General features: G+C 29.5%; 19 protein-coding genes, 1 tRNA gene and 1 other RNA gene. 14 read left to right on the top strand and 7 right to left on the bottom strand.

Translation table 11 applies throughout. The features are described from left to right. Window positions 1-6 precede the first annotated feature (6 nt). Window positions 7-91, top strand: a tRNA-Ser gene (locus tag KFW21_06045). Between the two features lie 331 nt (window positions 92-422). On the opposite strand, the gene KFW21_06040 is transcribed toward KFW21_06045, so the two are convergent. The 6 genes from KFW21_06040 to KFW21_06015 form a co-directional block, all read right to left on the bottom strand. Continuing rightward, window positions 423-608: a hypothetical protein gene (locus KFW21_06040; protein ID MDK2818990.1), complete on the bottom strand. Its 186-nt coding sequence runs from the start codon at window positions 606-608 to the stop codon at window positions 423-425. Between the two features lie 958 nt (window positions 609-1566). Next, window positions 1567-2094 (bottom strand): hypothetical protein, encoded by a 528-nt coding sequence (locus KFW21_06035; protein ID MDK2818989.1) that lies wholly within the window; start codon window positions 2092-2094, stop codon window positions 1567-1569. A 270-nt stretch (window positions 2095-2364) separates the two neighbouring features. Next, window positions 2365-2710, bottom strand: a transfer-messenger RNA (tmRNA) gene (gene ssrA, locus KFW21_06030). Window positions 2711-3110: 400 nt separating this feature from the next. Beyond that, entirely contained in the window at window positions 3111-3551 is a 441-nt protein-coding gene (locus KFW21_06025) for a hypothetical protein (GenBank protein MDK2818988.1), read from the bottom strand. Window positions 3552-3561: 10 nt separating this feature from the next. Beyond that, window positions 3562-4044 (bottom strand): host-nuclease inhibitor Gam family protein, encoded by a 483-nt coding sequence (locus KFW21_06020; protein MDK2818987.1) that lies wholly within the window; start codon window positions 4042-4044, stop codon window positions 3562-3564. A gap of 19 nt (window positions 4045-4063) precedes the next feature. Then, entirely contained in the window at window positions 4064-4366 is a 303-nt protein-coding gene (locus KFW21_06015) for a hypothetical protein (protein ID MDK2818986.1), read from the bottom strand. A 158-nt stretch (window positions 4367-4524) separates the two neighbouring features. Here KFW21_06015 and KFW21_06010 point away from each other — a divergent pair, with 158 nt between their 5' ends. From KFW21_06010 to KFW21_05960, 11 genes are all read left to right on the top strand, one after another. Beyond that, complete coding sequence (locus KFW21_06010; GenBank protein MDK2818985.1) at window positions 4525-5175, top strand: hypothetical protein; 651 nt, start codon at window positions 4525-4527, stop codon at window positions 5173-5175. A gap of 312 nt (window positions 5176-5487) precedes the next feature. After that, entirely contained in the window at window positions 5488-5760 is a 273-nt protein-coding gene (locus KFW21_06005; GenBank protein MDK2818984.1) for a hypothetical protein, read from the top strand. A 9-nt stretch (window positions 5761-5769) separates the two neighbouring features. Then, window positions 5770-7299: a hypothetical protein gene (locus KFW21_06000; protein ID MDK2818983.1), complete on the top strand. Its 1530-nt coding sequence runs from the start codon at window positions 5770-5772 to the stop codon at window positions 7297-7299. Then, the gene (locus KFW21_05995; GenBank protein MDK2818982.1) at window positions 7292-8428 is read left to right on the top strand and encodes a DUF935 family protein; all 1137 of its coding nucleotides are present in this window, start codon (window positions 7292-7294) and stop codon (window positions 8426-8428) included. The genes KFW21_06000 and KFW21_05995 overlap by 8 nt, the downstream gene beginning before the upstream one ends. A 23-nt stretch (window positions 8429-8451) precedes the next feature. Continuing rightward, window positions 8452-9423, top strand: a complete 972-nt coding sequence (locus KFW21_05990) for a hypothetical protein (GenBank protein MDK2818981.1) — start codon at window positions 8452-8454, stop codon at window positions 9421-9423. Between the two features lie 164 nt (window positions 9424-9587). Beyond that, window positions 9588-10517: a hypothetical protein gene (locus KFW21_05985; protein ID MDK2818980.1), complete on the top strand. Its 930-nt coding sequence runs from the start codon at window positions 9588-9590 to the stop codon at window positions 10515-10517. 201 nt (window positions 10518-10718) lie between these two features. Then, window positions 10719-11246, top strand: a complete 528-nt coding sequence (locus tag KFW21_05980; protein ID MDK2818979.1) for a hypothetical protein — start codon at window positions 10719-10721, stop codon at window positions 11244-11246. Between the two features lie 12 nt (window positions 11247-11258). Further along, window positions 11259-11975 carry a hypothetical protein gene (locus tag KFW21_05975; GenBank protein MDK2818978.1) on the top strand — a complete coding sequence of 239 codons (717 nt, stop codon included), beginning with the start codon at window positions 11259-11261 and terminating at the stop codon, window positions 11973-11975. Further along, the gene (locus tag KFW21_05970; GenBank protein MDK2818977.1) at window positions 11963-12544 is read left to right on the top strand and encodes a hypothetical protein; all 582 of its coding nucleotides are present in this window, start codon (window positions 11963-11965) and stop codon (window positions 12542-12544) included. The genes KFW21_05975 and KFW21_05970 overlap by 13 nt, the downstream gene beginning before the upstream one ends. Before the next feature lie 18 nt (window positions 12545-12562). Continuing rightward, a complete protein-coding gene (locus tag KFW21_05965) occupies window positions 12563-12889 on the top strand; it encodes a hypothetical protein (GenBank protein ID MDK2818976.1) in 327 nt (108 codons plus the stop codon). A 47-nt stretch (window positions 12890-12936) separates the two neighbouring features. Further along, window positions 12937-13107: a hypothetical protein gene (locus tag KFW21_05960; GenBank protein ID MDK2818975.1), complete on the top strand. Its 171-nt coding sequence runs from the start codon at window positions 12937-12939 to the stop codon at window positions 13105-13107. 261 nt (window positions 13108-13368) lie between these two features. Here KFW21_05960 and KFW21_05955 read toward each other — a convergent pair whose 3' ends face one another. Continuing rightward, on the bottom strand, window positions 13369-13668 hold the full coding sequence (locus KFW21_05955) for a hypothetical protein (GenBank protein MDK2818974.1): 300 nt from the start codon (window positions 13666-13668) through the stop codon (window positions 13369-13371). A gap of 79 nt (window positions 13669-13747) precedes the next feature. Between KFW21_05955 and KFW21_05950 the strand changes: the two genes are divergently transcribed. Both KFW21_05950 and KFW21_05945 read left to right on the top strand, forming a co-directional pair. Next, a complete protein-coding gene (locus KFW21_05950; protein MDK2818973.1) occupies window positions 13748-14881 on the top strand; it encodes a hypothetical protein in 1134 nt (377 codons plus the stop codon). A gap of 14 nt (window positions 14882-14895) precedes the next feature. Beyond that, entirely contained in the window at window positions 14896-15267 is a 372-nt protein-coding gene (locus tag KFW21_05945) for a hypothetical protein (protein MDK2818972.1), read from the top strand. Window positions 15268-15271 lie beyond the last annotated feature (4 nt).

The raw sequence follows: 15271 nt of genomic DNA, 5'->3' as shown, positions 1-15271 counted from the left end.
TCAAATGGAGAGATGGCTGAGTGGTCGATAGCGGTAGTCTTGAAAACTATTGTACAGTGATGTACCGGGGGTTCGAATCCCTCTCTCTTCGAGAATATAATAAGTCCTTAGAAAATATCTAAGGACTTATTTGATTTTTATAGATCGCCCCACTATCCCTTCTTAATATAATATTATAACTAACAAAAAATACCCTATGCTACTGGGTATTTTTTCTTTGTATCAGGTATTAATTGTATATGTTTGGGGTATTATAGAAATTTAATTTTTTCTTTTATAAATGTCGCATGACAGTATTTATTATTTTAATGATAGATGTAATAAAAATGTCATGTCAAGTTTGATTTTGCAGAAAAATAAAAATCGTCATTGAAATCAAAAAAAAGCCCTCCAATTTATAGGAGGGCTTTGTTTATAAAACACTAAACAGCAGTTTGCATTTCAATAGCGTTTCTTCTTTTTAATTCTTCTTCGTATTCATCGGCTATATCGCTGTAGTATTTTGCCATGTACTGACTATCTTTATCTGTATCGTTAATATACATTTTAGATAGTCCTTTTTGGTTTCTTATTAATCTCTCTAACCCTAGGGCGTACCTGAATTTCATTTGAATACTGTCTCATAATTTTTCTCCTTTAGAAAGTCTTAAGCCTTTAGGCGATTAGAGTTTCTTATGCAGATTTCACGAAGTGATAATCTGTATTTTTTAACTCATCATACACAATTATAGCTTGCTTACGGCAGGAAGTCGAGTCCTTTTGCGAAGAAAGAATAGAAAAAAATAAAAAAGCCCCCCAGTTGATAGGAGGGCTTTTTATAAGATGATTACTTCTTAATCATTTTTACATTTCTAGCTCTAAATACTCAGGATTATTTTCATAATTAATTCCAAAAATACGTATTAATTCATTTTCACATTCTATTAGGTCTGTCATTCTACTATAAAACTCATAAATAATTTTGCGTATATTTGTTTTATGATCACTTTTTCTTATATTGTGTTTGCAATAACTAGTGATTATATATTTGACATAATAATATTAATAATATTTATACCCAATATTGTATTTATTATTTTAATGATAGATGTAATAAAAAATCATCTTCCTAAAGATAAAGATAAAAAAGAAACTATTGATACTGTAGATTAAATAATATCTAAAAAAAACCTGCTAATAAGCGGGTTTTTTTTTTAGATATTATTTTTTTATGTTATAATTAATTATGAAAGTAAAAGTAGATGTTGATAATAGTGATCTTGTCCTATACCATCATTTCTATTGTAAAAAGGCATGCTGATGAGTCTTGAACTCATCACAATAAAAAAGCTCATCACTAGGATGATATTTTTTGGGTTTTAATGGGTTTCTTCTGTGAAGACTTTGAATATTTCAAGTATTGTTACACCTTGTTGAAAACTTCTTTTTTTTAATAACATTCTTGTATTATCTGTTCTAGAGCTAACATCTGCAGAGTAAAGATCTTTGTAGATCCCGTTTAATAAATGAACTTCTTTTTGTTTGTGTCCATTATTAGAATGTAAAGCTTTTAATGTGTTAATATATTTACCCTAATTCCTTAATAGATGTTCTAATAAAACTATCCCATTCTTCATTATTTAAAGATTGTACTATATTCTCAATTTCATTCAAATTAGGCTTAAAACATTGATTATCAGGTATATATTCTTGATGGACAATCGTTTTATGCTGATCATCTAATAAGATAAAATATAACTGTTCTCTAGAATCGATAGAACTAATCTGTATAGGGCAAGGTAGCATACCATATATTATATCAAATATCATTTTTACTTGTTTATCTGTTAATTTATTATCTTTTTTTAACATATATAATGCTAAACACACTAATTCTTCTTTTTCTTCTCCTTGTTCAGAAAAACAAATCTGATCTGAACCATTATGTAAATTAACAATTTTACAATCTGTTTTTGCTGTATCTTGGCTACAATTATCAGTAATAAGTGTAACAAATTTAATCATTAACTCTTTTGTTGATTTAAATAACAAGTCTTCTTGTTTTTTTCTTTCGTTATCATCTTTAATGTCTTTTAAATATCCTAAACAACTCATTATATCACCGATTATATACTCACCTCTTATTTTAATATATTATATCATACAGATCTACTTTAATCAAGTTAAAACACTATTAGTATTTTTTATCTATTATAGCATGGATTTTATCAAAAATCAATAATTATCTTTTTATGATATATATTATGTAACTATATCCCATACTTCGATTCCCTTATGTGTACACAAATTGTACACAATGTATACACAGGTAGAAATAAAAAATAGCTAAATGCAATTATTATTACATTTAGCTATTGATATAGATTGGAGATGGCGGGAATCGAACCCGCGTCCCGAAGGTTTTAGTATAGGCCTTATCCACAAGCTTGGTTTGCCTTAAAAACTTAAGTAATTATCAGAAGACAAACAAACCTACCTTTACCGCAAGTGAAAAATTTAAATATACTAGCTCACTAATAGTATATCGATGTCTTTATTTTATAACCATGATCAAAACTTCAAAGACCAAGAAGAGTTGAATGGAAACGCGCTAATTAAGCTGCGTAAGCGTAGTTGTCGTTTGCAACTATAGTTTTGGACCGTTTAAGGATGTGTCCAGACCCGCCTGAAACCTATACCTAAAATCCCCCGATCGAAACCGAGCATCCCCCCTTTATGAATATAGTATAACTAAAAAATAGAAAAAATACAAATTTTTTCTATAAAAAATATTCTTAAAATAAGTACGTATAGATAATATATTTGACTTTATATCGTATTTAATTTATAATAAAATTGCTAGATTCCGCGTTGTTTTGAACTACTTGTTATTGTTAAAAAAGTTGATATTGTTCTTATTTTCGCTTGCATTGGTTTATTTATTAATTGCTCACAGCGATTTGTATCCAACAGCGAGTCATACAACTTTTGATAACATAATTCCATTTTATCAAAACAACATATAAAAGCTCACGGGATCTAGCACAATACAGTCCTGTGAGCTTTTTTATTTTAAAATATTAATTTGAAAATATCAAAACCTTATGAATTGGGGTAAACGTAGGAGAATGCTATATAGCTGAATCCTGCGTTTTTTTTAAAGTAATAATTTTTCTAATTCCTGAATAAGACATATTAAAACATTTTTTCAAATCATTATGAGAAAATCCTAATTGAAAACAAGTTTTAATGTTATCATTTCGAATACTACGACATACACTTTCTAATCTTGGAATATAAACGATCGTACCTCCAAAATTACTTAGTATACTTCTTGTTTTATTTAGTGCTGTATAAGGTGTGAATTTTATAATAGTAGCAAGAAGTAATTTATCATCAAAAATAGTTTTAGAATATATCCCTTTATTTTTTCTACTGATTTTAGACATTAACATGTATTCAGGAATATATATAACACGATGTCTATTTCCTACCACCCATTTGTCAAATAAAAGCATAATAGATAAAAATTCACTATCACTATTTGAAAGTTCTTTGATAAAATCAATCATATTACCCTCCCTATAACTCATCTTTTTTTATATCTAAGTAAAAATTATCTTTATATTTTCTGATAATACCAATTTCTGATAATTGATGATCACTCCATGATGATAATACTGATTTTTTAATAGATTTCTTTATATCCAAGCATTCCATAAGATTATTTTTTTCTATATAATGTATAATATTATCTTTTTGTAAGATAGGAATACATATCTCAGAACTCTTTCTATATCCAATAGTAACAAAATTTAAATCCAAGTATCTTCTATTATCTTTAAAAATCACATCTTTATTAGCATTAACAAGTGATTTAATATCATTTGTTAAGTCTTTGATCGTGTTTTTTAAAAGTAAATTTTTTTTGTTATATCTTTTTTTGACATTATCGATATCTTGATTCATAGATACTTCAATTTTTTCGACTTTCCTTATAAAATCTACATATAACTGAGATTTTATAATAATATCATTTTTTATGCTTATATTATATTTTTCCATATTCTTACTCCCTATCTTATCAAACTTCATACGCTAAAGTCCATAACAATTTGTACCTATCTTCCCATGGAGAACTGTACTTTCGTACACCTATATAACATTTTTTATTTTCAAGGTGAAAACAAGACTCTATCAATATGGGATGATTTGATGGTACTAATAACAAATATTTTTCACCAGTATCACTATAAAAAATAGTTATAAAAAATTCCTGAACTCCTTTGTTTTTTTTAATATTACTGACAATTTTTCCTATTAATTGAATATCATTTTCTTCAATTATAACTTCAGTCGTTGACATTCTTTCAATACATGTTGGCATATACACCTCCTATTTCAATTTATTTCATATAAATACTATTAAGTTTAACCTTAAATAATTCCGATAACATATTATCATTTCACTCAATTTATGATATATCAATATATCACAAATTGATAATAATGTCAATACATTTTTAACGAAATTGGAGAGTTTTTATGATAAATTATGGTGATAGGGTCAGAAAAGTCAGAAAAGCTATGGAATTATCTCAGTCGAAATTCGGAGAAAAGTTGGATATAGCAACGATGATAGTATCTAGAATAGAAACAAATGAAACTAGTTTGAAAGCACCAATATTAACTAAAATTGATAAAATAGGAGTAAATGTATCTTGGTTACTTACAGGTCAAGGGCATATGTTCAAATCAGAAATCTCTACAAAAATAGATTCTATTCCTGCATCCTATTCTGTACCTATTGTAGATGTTCAAGCTTCTGCTGGGATGGGTATAATCAATGAAAATGAACTAATGATTGGTACAACAGAAATTGGACTTGAATTCAAAAATTATTGGGGATTAGATGTTGTCATCATCAAAATTAATGGGGATTCTATGGAACCCACAATTGCTAAAAATTCTTGGATCTTAGTCAAAAAAAGTGATTGTTTAAAATCTGAAGGGATATTTATTTTTCTTCAAGATAATGAGCTTCGTTGTAAACGTATCCAAAAAAAAGGATCGGGAGAAATCATTGTCAAAAGTGATAATCCTCTTTATGAAATCGAAATTTACCCTAAAGGATCAACTCAATTAGGAGATTTAATTCTACTTGGAGAAGTTATTGGAAATATAGATAAAATGTGATTATTAAATTAAATCAAGTCAAAAAAAGCCTACTATGATAGTAGGCTTTTTTTGATTAGAAAATTTTTCACCTTATTCTATTTTTAGTATTTACTCTCCACCAAGATTTACTATAAAATATCATAAAACGATAACTATTTTCACGATTTCTATATTAAATTTTACAAAAAAATATATAAAAACTTGTTATTTATATAGATAGATAAAATAATTTTTCATGAAAATAAATTGAAAATCGTTACTATATCTAAGTTTATTTTCACATTTCCATGTTATAATAACTCATCAATTGTTCAAAAAGGGAATATTATTATGCAGAAATTAGAATCTATAAATGTTATCTCTTGGTTAGAAGAACAAATAAAATACACAATGCAAGAAATAGAAAAAGATAGAAATGATGATTCTTTATTATCAATTTTAGATAAATATATTTCTATGAAAAAAAAATATGAAGGGTCTATAGATCATCTACATGAAACAATTCGTGTTATGCAGGATTTTGTAACTTTTATTCAAAAATATTATCCTGAAAAAAATACCATACTAAAGGATATTATTTACAAATTTTTAAATTATAAATAGGAGTTTTTAATGTCTAAAAAAATATCCTATACAGAATTCAAAAAAAGTATTCCTCAAATAATAGAATTATTTAATAACTCTATTATTCCTTTAGAAAAAGAAAGTAAAGATCAACGAATAAAAAAAATAAAAAAAGATTTTTGGTTCTTTTTTAAAAACTATCTGCCTCATTATTCTAATACAAAAAGCCCTAAATTTCATAAAGAAATCATCACTTTATTAGAAAAAGGTGATTCACCCCTTATTATTGGAGCTCCTAGAGGATTCTCTAAATCTACTTTAGTTAGTTTTGCTTATGTTATTTGGTGTATTCTCATAGAGAAGTACAAATTTATTATCATTATATCTGCTACAGATACTTTGGCTGAAGATCTTTGTGATTTTATTAGAATTGAATTTTCTGATAATCAGCTTATTTTATCAGATTTTGGAAAACTTCTTCCTCAACAAGGTTCTGGCGGTGATTTTATTGCTCATAAAACACGCCTATTAGCTAGAGGAAAAAAACAAGCTATAAGGGGATTTCGTTCACGAGAACATCGACCAGATCTGATTATTTTAGATGATATTGAAAAAGACGACGAAGCTATCAGTCCAAAAATAGTAACTAAAACACTCAATATTATCACAAGAGGACTTATTCCTTCTCTCACACCTGGAGGTAAATTAATAATCATTGGAACTATATTGAGAAAGAGATCTGTAGTCGGAACATTACTTCTTAGTGATGAAGAACCTTGGAATATGTGGAATAGAAAAATATATAAAGCTATAGAACCCACATACAAAGGCAAGGAAAAATCTATATGGGAACAGCGTTTTCCGCTTCATTTTTTACAAAAACAAAAAGTGATAATGGGAATTTCAGCTTTTAATGCTGAATATCAGAATATGCCTACAGATGATGAGTCTGGTTTGTTTAAAGAATCTTATATCAAAGATGGCACTATATTACCAGATTCTTCTAAAGTATTATTTATAGATCCTTCTGTAGATGGTATCAAAAATAATGACTACAAAGCTTGTGTATTAGTGGGTAAAGATCATAAGGGAATCTTTGAGATTATTAATGCATCCTTAATTCAAGGTGCTGATATTCCATTTTTTGAAAGTGTTATATCCATCTATCAAGAACATCAAGAATCTATTTTGGGAACTTATATAGAAAGTAATTCTTTTCAATTTTACTATATGAAAGAATTAGATAAATTTGCAAGAGATAAAGGTATAGACTTGAGACTATCAGGCGTCAAACAATACCAAAAAAAAGAACTTCGTATTTCACGCTTATTACCTCTATTCGAAACAAATCGTATTTTTTTTAATTCTAAATTCAGAAAGACAATTCATGGAAAAACACTAATTGAACAATTAATATTTTTTCCCAACTCTACTATTCATGATGATGGGCCGGATGCCTTAGCGAGTGCTATTGATATTTTATTAAAATTAGATATCAAAACAACACCAAATAGTACCTATAAAGTACTCCCTAAACAAGCAAATAAATTCCACAAAAGGAGCTCTTTTTATGGCTAAAACAAATAAACTAGAAAAAATAAAAACATTAAAAATGTTACAATTGTGGGGTCAGTTACCTAACCCTGATTTTCATTTTTTTCATACTCATGGAGTTTCTCCTCACAAAGCTCTAAGAGATCTCAGCTATTCTCCTGAAGTACAAAGTACTATTCTTGCTAGAGAATCAGCCGTTATTGGTGATCCATGGGAGATTATAGGAGATAACGAAGAAGAAACTCAATTCATCACTCGTAATCTTGAAAAATTAGGTATTAATAGTATCTTTAGAGAAATATTTCATGCTCTGTGGTATGGGTATACAATCTTACAACATCCTATACAAAAAATTGATAATCATTGGGAGTACATCAAAATTAATTCTCTCCCTAGTGAGTGGTTTTGTTTTAATAAAAAATGTCAACTAATCCCTAGTAATCATACCAATACTACGCCCCTTAACATTACAATTGGAGATCTAGACAAAGAAGTAGAGCTAGTACAATATAGACCTACTTTTATTAATCCTTATGGGGAAAGCTTACTCACGAGAGTATTCTGGAGTGCTACATGGATAAGAGGAACTATGGATCTATGGATATCATATATCGATCGTTTTGGTGACGATTCCATTGTAGGACGAGTAGAATTAGCAAACGAAGATAAAAAGATGTCCATGTTACATGCCATTCAAGAATTTAGAAGTTCTGGAGCTATGGTTATCGAAGGATCTGATTCTATAGAGATCCTAAAATCAGATAAAAACAGCTCTTCTCACTTATTTAAAGACTTTTATGATCTTTGTACAAAGCAAATCAGTAAAGTTATTTTGGGACATTCTAGTGCTTTGGATTCTACTCCTGGAAAATTAGGAAATGAAACAAGTATTTCTATTGTAAGACAGGATATTACTCAAGATGATAAAAGTATTATTACAGAAACAATTAATAAACTCATTCGTCACTTATGTCTTATTAATAATTTTTCTTCTCGAGTTATCTTTTCATGGAAACCTGAACAAGATGACGAAAAATCTCGTATAGAACGAGATACCATGTTACACAATATGGGATTTGAATTCTCGGAAGAATATATATGTAAAACTTACCATTTTAACAAAAATGATATACAAAAATCAGTAGAAAAATAATCAATAATTTAAAAGAGGTATTTATGAAAAATCATATGATCCCTATTTTGAAAATAGGAAATTATACAGACGCAACAGGTAAAAAATATCAAATAACATCACAAATTCTAGATGAAATAGTAGAAAGTTACCAACCCTATTCAGCTCCTCTTGTAAAAGGACATCCTACTAATGAAGATCCAGCAATGGGATGGATAGATAAATTAAAAATTATTGGAGATAAATTATTTGCCTCTTTTATTGATATTTCAGAAGATTTTAAGAAAGAAATTAAACAAAATCATTTCAAAAATATTAGTGCTAGTTTTTTCTTACCAACAGCTCCTAGCAATCCTCAACAAGGTAAATATTGCCTTAGGCATGTTGGTGCTTTAGGTGCAGCTAGACCTGCTATTCCCAATCTAGGGAAATTACAAACTATCTTATCTTTTTCTGAAGAAAATAATGATGTTGTTGCTTTTTTCTCAGAGTATCCTTATTCTCTTAGGGATAAAATACAAGTGTTCAAAGAGCAGTCATTAATAAATAAAAATCAAGGAAATACAATGAATACAAAAGAACAAGAATTATATATACAATTACAAGAAGCATTATCAGAAATTATCAAATTGAAAGAAGAATTGAAAAAAAAGCAAATTGAAAAAGAAATTGATTTAGAAATTGAAAAAATAATTGTAGACAAAAAAATTAGTAGTGAAATGGCAGAGCAAGTACGGATAAAGGCCTTAAAATTATCAGAAAAAGGCATAAATCCTCAAGAATCTGTCGCTTCATTTACTGACTTTATACAAGATTATTATCAACCAATTTATAGCCATCGATTTCAAGATAAAGTACCTACTCCAGAAAAAGGAATTGCCAATTTTTCAGAAACTACGAGCATAGAAGAAAGCGCTGTTTTTGCTGATGAAGTTGAAAAATTTTATGCAGAAGGATTATCACGAAGCGATGCTTATAAACAAGCTAAGAATATTTTGAGTAAAAATTCTGTGTAAATTCGTTATTACTTTAGTATAAATAATACTACGACTGTAAATAATACTAAAGAAATCTATTTTCCATAATTTTTTATAGAGATCTTATTTTATAATATGACAGTTGTATAATATTCATACTAAAAAAATAACATAGTAAAAATAATATATTTAATGAGGTCCTTATGTCTCTTCAAGAAAATAACTTCCCTGTAATCCTAGAAAGATTTGCTTTGAGCTATCCTAGACAAGCTCGTTTTGGATATGAATTAATGCCTCTTTTTGAAGCTACCGTCGCAAGAGAAACTTATAAAATTGCTCATTTGGGAGCAGAACATCTACAACTTTCAGATTTTCGTCGTGAATATGGAACAGAAGCAAAAAGAACACAGAATTATATCAAATCTTGGATATCCCTTTCTGTACATAGATACACTGTTGAAAGTTCTGTTGATAGAGCCGAGTTAATTGGATCTACTGATATTAGTCAAAGTTCCTTACTAATGAGAGAAGCTCGTATGCGTAATGCTTATGATAAAATGATGAATTCCATAGAAGCATCTCAAGTGAAAGATATCCTCGATGCAACTAAATATGGAGAACATACTACAACTCCTAGTACGACTAATTTATGGGGTAATACAGCTAGTGATCCTATTGCACAAATAGAAATTGCGCGTACAAAAATAAAAAATAGCATAGGCGTTTATCCAAATAAATGTGTTATCTCTGATACCGTGTGGCAAGTACTTCGATATAAGAAAAATCTTATAGATCGCCTTCCTAATACGAGTTTAAAAGCTGGTATTACTACAGAAGATTTTGCTAAAATCATTGCTGTAGATAAAGTAATTATTGCAGATAATATGTATCAACACGAGGATAAATTATCTTATACTTGGGGAAATAATGTTGTGCTTGCTTATGTTCCTAATACTATTTATAGCCTTGAAGATTTGAGCTTTGGAATTACTGTGAGAGCTCCTCTTGGTTATTCTGAAATGAGAGATTATTTTGATGAAAGAACAACTAGTGATGTAACAGCAATTGATGAAAGATTAGGTTGGGCTGTTGCCAATTATGAAGCTGGATTTCTATTCAAAAATGTACTGTAAATGATCTTTGGTATCCTTCCCTATTCAAAAAGGGAAGGTACTGTCTTTATTATTTTTTATTCTTTTAAGTTACAAAATCATAACAATATTAATTAACAATTCAATAAATATTACAATGTTTGACATCACTGAGGTTATCTAATTATTAAGGAGAATAATAATTAGAAATATTTATTTTAAAATAATATCTAAGGAAAGATCATGAAAATAAGAAATGATTCTAGTGAATCTAATATAATCCTTACTAACACTATTACAAAAAAAGAAACTCCTTTACCTGGAATATTACAAAGTTTATCTATAGGTGGTGAAATTATATGGGATAATTCTGGATCTGTAGGAACAGAAAATAAAAAAGTAGCTAGCGGCTACAAAGAAAAATCTATATCAATTTCTCTATTATTGATCAAAGACGGATTCAAAACTTCTTATCACATACTTCAAGAATTAGAGCGTTTGTTCAAAGATACTGAAGAATCTTCCAACAAAATAGTAAATAAGAGTAATACTCAAGATGAAAAAGTCTCTATTATGCCCTCTTACTATAATATTAAAAACACACATATTAACAAACGAGGGATTAATCAAGTATGTTTTACCAATTTAAATAGTTCTGAAAATAATACTAAAGATTATATTACTATTAGTATTACTTTTGAAGAAATTGTATTTCCTACTTACGATCAAAGCAATGTAGATGATATTTCTATAGAAAAAAAATCTATATAAAAGAGGTTCATTATGGATCAAAAAATTATTAAATCTTGCTTTTCTTTTTTAACAATCAATAAAACACATCTAGCATCGAACTTCAATTTTAAAGTGAAAAAAGAGATAAATAATCCCACTATCACTGCAGAAATAACTATTAATAATCAATATGCCTCTAAAATAAATTTAGTACCCAAAGTTGGAAATTCTTGTTTTGTATCTATACAGAATAATAATACAGAAAAAACATTGATTTTTAAAGGTAAAATTATAAATATTTCATTTTCTCCAAATAAAATAAATATTACTGCTTATTATAATTGTGTAGACTCAAAAATATACGAAGAAACATTTCTCAAATGTGATACAAAACAAATTATTGATAGTTTTGTTTCTAATATTAAATTTGAAGCAACAAATCACACAAATAATCGTATCGTGTTTAAAAATACTAAAGCTGAGAATTTGAAAAAAGTTCTCAGTATTCATAACATGAACTACTTTGTTAACAAAAAAAATCAGGTAGTTGTCATGGATCACTTACAAAGAAAAAATGCTCAACAATATAATATCAGTAATTGTACAAAAAGTGTTGAATCATCAAAAATCTCAATATTCCCTATTCCAGAATTAGAAATCGGGGATATTGTTATTTCATCAGATGAACAATACTTTGTTACTAGTATTAATTATAGATACAATGCTAGTATAAAAATGATATTAGGAGTCCAAGCATGTCAACAATAAAACAACATCTTGATGATCTCATTAAGTCAGCTATTACTAATTTTGCAAGCCCTACATTAGCACAAATTAGCGAAGTTAATAACGATAATTACACTTGTAAATGTATAGGATTAACCAAAACTGGAGAAAAAACCAATCTGATCTACCCTGATGTACTAATTCCCAAATTTTGGGCAAGTAGTAAAGGGGGGATCTTTATGGCTCCTAGTCCTGACACTATTGTTGTACTTAATTTTTTAGATAATGATACGAATTATCCTATCATCACAGCAATTATAGGGAGTAATTATTCTGAAGAAAGTAAAGAAGATACTCTCATTATCACTTGTGGCGATACTAAGTTGATTTTGGATGATAAAATATCCTTATCAGCTAATGGAGTAAATCTTGGAGAGCTTCTTAAAGAAATAGCTGACAAAATCATTGATCTAAAAACCACTAATCTTGCTTCAATCTCATGTCCAGCATATGTAATAGCACCAATGACAGCCAGCCTCACACTAGATATAAGTCAACAAGGTGAGTGGAAAACACTCAAATCAGAAAAAATAAACAAGCTATTTAAATAAAAACTATAGGAGTCCATTATGGAAAAAACAAATATACTACCAGATAAAGTACAAGAACTCAAAGATCAAGGTCAAAAAATGTTCTCTTATACTTCGGATAACGGCGATGTATTTTATTTCAAAAAGCCAAATAAAACTGATATCTTATTTTTTCAAAATGAAGTATCTAGTAACACTAATACTCCTCTTATACCTGTTGAGAAATTTATTCGTAAACTTTTTTGTGGCGAAAATTCCGAAGTATTCGTTCAATATATTGAAGAAAAACCACTATCTATTAATAATATTCTAGAACATGCAATTAAGGATATGTTTGATCAAAATTTTATAGTCAACGATATTTAGAAGATTTCAAAAATAACCACTTAAATATCGTTCAATCTCGTATCAATATGTGTTTAGGGCAAGAGATAAGATTAATAGATCCTATGGATCAAATTATTGGAGAAGACCCTAACATACCAAATTTACATGCAAAATCTCTTGTAATACTTTCTGAATTAGAAGATGTTATTTATAGAGCATTTATGCGTGCTATTCAAAAATCCTTTTCACCAGAATAAATCCCCCCCTTATTGGGGGTATTTTTTATTCATATCATTATTATACCTACACTAACCTGTTTTTGTCAATATTTTTATCCTTTTTTGGGAAATTTTTTTTAAGGAGACTCTTATGTCTACAGATACTCAAGTCCTCACGGAGATTCTTAGTACACTAAAGGGGCTTTCCCCTCCCCCTATATTAGGAAAAAACCCCTCACATCCGTAAGGGGGTTTGTATATTATTATCACTTTTAGATATATCTCATCACGAGACTAAGATTATGGGTATTCGCCCCACTTTTTTTTAAACTCCTCTCTCGATCTCTCGAGTCGCTCGCTCGCTTGCTCGCTCGCTTCGCTCGCTCGCTCGCTCGCTTCGCTCGCTCGCTCGCTTCGCTCGCTCGCGTCTCGTGCTTGCTCGCTAAGCTCGATCTCTCTCGCACTAAGCTCTTGATAATATGCTATATGCATTCCTAATTTTACTAATAAAAAGCATATTGCTACTATCATCAACACTATTAATAAAGTGTTATCTCTTTTTGGTTGCTCTTCCATATCCATTCCTCTATTTTTATTCATATCATTATTATACCTACACTAACCTGTTTTTGTCAATATTTTTATCCTTTTTTGGGAAATTTTTTTTAAGGAGACACTCATGTCTACAGATACTCAAGTCCTCACGGAGATTCTTAGTACACTAAAGGGGCTTTCCCCTCCCCCTATATTAAGCACTATGTCCAAATCTCTTGATAAATTAAATAGTAATTTTGATACATTAAATAGTAATTTTACTAAATTTACTGATAATTTTACTAAATTTAATGATAATTTTACTAAATTTAATGATAATTTTACTACATTTACAACAAGTGTAAACAAAGATTCAAAGAAAGCTGAGGGGTTCGACATAGCAAATATTGTACTTGGTGTAGCATCACTTGGTGTTGGTGTTGGTGGACTATTTAAGGGAGGTGCTGACAAGATGGGTAGTCCTAAGGTGGGTATTCCTAATATAGATACTGCCAAGATAGGCACAGCGATAAAGAATATCACTAAAATGAGTGGCACAGCGATAAAGGGTATCGCTCAAATGGGCGTAGCGATAATGGGAACAGCACTAATGAAGATGGCTAGTATGGCTACCAAGATAAGCGTATCACTGCTACCCGCTATTGGCACTATCGGCACAGTCATTGCCACTTATGCGAGACTCGGCTTGTCGGCTACGATGGCAGGGTTGAAGATGGCTGCTGCTTGGCTTGTTGGTTTGGGGCCTATCGCTCTTGTCATCGCTGCTATTGTAGGTGTTTTTGCGCTTATCATTTTTAATATTGATCATATAAAAAATGCTTGGACTTCCTTAATAAATAAATTCTCTGATCTCCCTAATCTTGATAAATTTTTAGAGCCTGTTACCAAGACGATTACTTGGATCTTGGACAAAATCGATCAAATTAAATCGCTCGCTGGGGGCTTTGTTAACAAAATATTCAACAAAAACACCACCGACAAAATCGCTCCTCAAAAACCTGCTAATACATTAGGTATATCGAATAATGATAAAGCTGTCCTACCTTCTTTGTCACCGAATATCGACAAACATGCTGTCCATATTCCTACTGCCATAGCTAATAACCACCAACTCTATAAAGAATCTATCTCTTCCTCTCAAAGCACCCACAACAATCAAACCGTCTATAATATAGCTAATATTGATATTGCTGATGGCGTGATCTCAGATATGGAAGATCTTATTCAATATATCAAATATCATTCTTTATCAGCTTAATTTAAGGAGTTTATATGCTTTCTGATATCAAACTTTCAAACGGAGATATTGTATTTGGAGTGGATGATCTTGAGCTTGTTTATGATAATGATTCTATCCAGCAAAATATATCCCTCGTCTTACAATCCTCTCCTGGTACTTGGTTTTATGATCCTTTATTAGGTTCTTCTATTTTATCTTTTATACAATCACCCCGCGACTATGACACTAAACTCAGTATAGAACAAGATATAATAATTATCCTTTCCAAAGATCCCAACATCATCACTAATACTATCTCTATAACTATTGAAGAGACGCAAGATCTTGTTGTTTCTATCTCTTTTTACACCACTCTAAATAACGATATCGTCTCGCTCACCTACTCTCAAAATATCAATTTATAAGGAG

It is taken from the genome of Spirochaetota bacterium, assembly GCA_030154445.1.
Taxonomy (GTDB): domain Bacteria; phylum Spirochaetota; class Brevinematia; order Brevinematales; family Brevinemataceae; genus Brevinema_A.
This window is presented reverse-complemented; position numbering and strand designations above follow the sequence as displayed.

Bases quoted from the DNA above. Each gene is read 5' to 3' on its own strand.
- KFW21_05965 (MDK2818976.1), top strand. From the start codon at position 12,563: ATGGAAAAAACAAATATACTACCAGATAAAGTACAAGAACTCAAAGAT.
- KFW21_06040 (MDK2818990.1), bottom strand. From the start codon at position 608: ATGAAATTCAGGTACGCCCTAGGGTTAGAGAGATTAATAAGAAACCAA.
- KFW21_05970 (MDK2818977.1), top strand. From the start codon at position 11,963: ATGTCAACAATAAAACAACATCTTGATGATCTCATTAAGTCAGCTATT.
- KFW21_06020 (MDK2818987.1), bottom strand. From the start codon at position 4,044: ATGGAAAAATATAATATAAGCATAAAAAATGATATTATTATAAAATCT.
- KFW21_05990 (MDK2818981.1), top strand. From the start codon at position 8,452: ATGAAAAATCATATGATCCCTATTTTGAAAATAGGAAATTATACAGAC.
- KFW21_05995 (MDK2818982.1), top strand. From the start codon at position 7,292: ATGGCTAAAACAAATAAACTAGAAAAAATAAAAACATTAAAAATGTTA.
- KFW21_05950 (MDK2818973.1), top strand. From the start codon at position 13,748: ATGTCTACAGATACTCAAGTCCTCACGGAGATTCTTAGTACACTAAAG.
- KFW21_05955 (MDK2818974.1), bottom strand. From the start codon at position 13,668: ATGAATAAAAATAGAGGAATGGATATGGAAGAGCAACCAAAAAGAGAT.
- KFW21_06010 (MDK2818985.1), top strand. From the start codon at position 4,525: ATGATAAATTATGGTGATAGGGTCAGAAAAGTCAGAAAAGCTATGGAA.
- KFW21_06025 (MDK2818988.1), bottom strand. From the start codon at position 3,551: ATGATTGATTTTATCAAAGAACTTTCAAATAGTGATAGTGAATTTTTA.
- KFW21_06005 (MDK2818984.1), top strand. From the start codon at position 5,488: ATGCAGAAATTAGAATCTATAAATGTTATCTCTTGGTTAGAAGAACAA.
- KFW21_05945 (MDK2818972.1), top strand. From the start codon at position 14,896: ATGCTTTCTGATATCAAACTTTCAAACGGAGATATTGTATTTGGAGTG.
- KFW21_05985 (MDK2818980.1), top strand. From the start codon at position 9,588: ATGTCTCTTCAAGAAAATAACTTCCCTGTAATCCTAGAAAGATTTGCT.
- KFW21_05980 (MDK2818979.1), top strand. From the start codon at position 10,719: ATGAAAATAAGAAATGATTCTAGTGAATCTAATATAATCCTTACTAAC.
- KFW21_05975 (MDK2818978.1), top strand. From the start codon at position 11,259: ATGGATCAAAAAATTATTAAATCTTGCTTTTCTTTTTTAACAATCAAT.
- KFW21_05960 (MDK2818975.1), top strand. From the start codon at position 12,937: ATGTGTTTAGGGCAAGAGATAAGATTAATAGATCCTATGGATCAAATT.
- KFW21_06035 (MDK2818989.1), bottom strand. From the start codon at position 2,094: ATGAGTTGTTTAGGATATTTAAAAGACATTAAAGATGATAACGAAAGA.
- KFW21_06015 (MDK2818986.1), bottom strand. From the start codon at position 4,366: ATGCCAACATGTATTGAAAGAATGTCAACGACTGAAGTTATAATTGAA.
- KFW21_06000 (MDK2818983.1), top strand. From the start codon at position 5,770: ATGTCTAAAAAAATATCCTATACAGAATTCAAAAAAAGTATTCCTCAA.